1 protein-coding gene is annotated in these 2,075 nt (G+C 37.3%); it reads left to right on the top strand.

The annotated features are described in order from the left end of the window. Positions 1–154: 154 nt before the first annotated feature. Positions 155–2,065: an IS1634 family transposase gene (locus tag BM308_RS13080; RefSeq protein WP_074945819.1), complete on the top strand. Its 1,911-nt coding sequence runs from the start codon at positions 155–157 to the stop codon at positions 2,063–2,065. The last annotated feature ends 10 nt before the right edge of the window (positions 2,066–2,075 follow it).

Raw genomic sequence — 2,075 nt, 5'->3', positions numbered from 1 at the left:
CGGAAGTTCGACAGTTGACCTTTTTTAAATGAAGAAAATAGCTATATAAGACTTTGAAAAGTCTTATTTTTTTATCTCAAAATTTTGTATATTTTATTTGTAATAATGTTTCTAATGTTCTATAATACAAATAGATAACATTGGAGTATTGCATATGTACATCAATATAGTTAAATCTAAGAATGCCGTTAGCTATTATCTTTGTGAAGCCTATAGAACTGCTCAGGGAAAAAGTAAAACCAGAGTTGTTGAATCCCTTGGAAATGCTGAGCATATTAAAGATACATATCATGTTGATGATGCAGAGGCCTGGTGTAGAGAGTATGCAAAACAAAAGACTCAGGAAGCAAAAGTTCTTGCACAGAAAAACAATCGTACTATTTCCATTGAGTTTTCCGAGAGTAAATCAAAATCTGAGGACAGTTCCATCTTCAATGCCGGTTATCTGATTCTCGAGTCTCTTTATCATAGTTTCGGTTTAGGAAATATCTGTGAGGAAATAAAACTCAAACATCCCCATATAAAGGGCTTTAATCTCGACCATGTTTTAAGAACCTTACTTTTTGGCAGAATTATTGAGCCTTCCTCCAAACTTGGTCTTACAGAAAATATTCAGAGAAAGTTTCTTGAATCCCATGATATTCAAATCCAGCACATCTATAGAGCCATGGACTTATTGGAACAGCATGAGGACTTGATTCAGAAAAGACTATATCAGTATTCCTCTGCAGCTTTGGGTAAAAGAAATGTTGGCAGACTCTATTATGACTGCACCAACTTCTACACAGAGAAAGAATCTGAAGACTGTGATGTCAAAGGAAAATCAGAAGAGTGGTACAGAGACCATAAACTGCGTAAATACGGTTTTTCAAAGGAGCACCGTCCTAATCCCATTGTTCAGATGGGACTCTTTATGGATGGAGACGGTATGCCTTTAGGCTTCTGTATCAATCCGGGTAATACCAATGAACAGGTAACTATCAAACCTTTAGAGCAGAAGCTTATTGATAACTTTATAAAGACAGATATCGTGGTCTGTACTGATGCGGGTTTAGGCTCTACGGAGATGCGTAAATACAATAATGTTACTGAAGATGATCCGCTCTCTCAGCTGGGCTTCAGAGGCAAACGTCATTACATCTGTGTCCAGTCAATCAAAAAGCTAAAGAAAGAGCTTAAGGAATGGGCTGTTGCCCCTACCGGCTGGAGCTATCAGCTTAAAAGACATAATGTAACCGAAAAGGTAAAGAACTTTGACTTAAAAGCTATTACCGAAGAAAACTACCAGCAGTACTATGATGTTGTTTTCTACAAAGAACGCACCATTGCTGAAGACGGACTGGATCAGCGTCTGATTGCGACCTTCTCTCTTAAATACAAAGCTTATCGCGAAAATCTGAGAAACAATAGAGTAAAAAGAGCCAGCAAAATCATAAAGAATGGAACCTATGATTCGGTAAATGAGCTAAGTCCCAAGAATCTGATTAAAACCACTTATCTGACAGAAGATGGTCAGGAAGCAACCTTCTCTAAAGCAGAAATCGATTTAGAAAAAGTTGAGACTGATAAACTTTACGATGGCTTCTACTGTATTGCCACCAATCTCTTTAAAGAGGAATGCTCTGTACAGGAGGTCGTTGCCATTCAGGACAGAAGATGGGAAATTGAGGAGTGTTTTAGAATCATGAAAACAGACCTACGTTCCCGTCCTTTCTATCATAATAAAGACACCAGAATTAAAGCTCATTTCCTGACCTGCTTTACAGCATTACTTTTACTAAGAGGTCTGGAACGCAGGATTGCGGATAACAGCAAAGAGAATGACCGTTATCCTGATGGTAAGTACACAATATCAGAATTACTTGAGGCTCTAAGAGCAATCAGCCTGATAAGAATCGCCGAAGGTCAGGCATATGTACCTGACTATAAGAACAGTGAGGTTATAACAGAGCTTCTAAGAATATTTGAGCTAGAGGAATTCACAAGACAGGTTGTAATGAAAGATGATCTCAAAAAAATTTTGAAAAAAATTAAAAACTCTCCAGAAATGATAACAGACGAATAAATATAGAAAT

It is taken from the genome of Succinivibrio dextrinosolvens (assembly GCF_900116345.1).
Taxonomy (GTDB): domain Bacteria; phylum Pseudomonadota; class Gammaproteobacteria; order Enterobacterales; family Succinivibrionaceae; genus Succinivibrio; species Succinivibrio dextrinosolvens_B.
This window is presented reverse-complemented; position numbering and strand designations above follow the sequence as displayed.

Bases quoted from the DNA above. Each gene is read 5' to 3' on its own strand.
- BM308_RS13080 (WP_074945819.1), top strand. From the start codon at position 155: ATGTACATCAATATAGTTAAATCTAAGAATGCCGTTAGCTATTATCTT.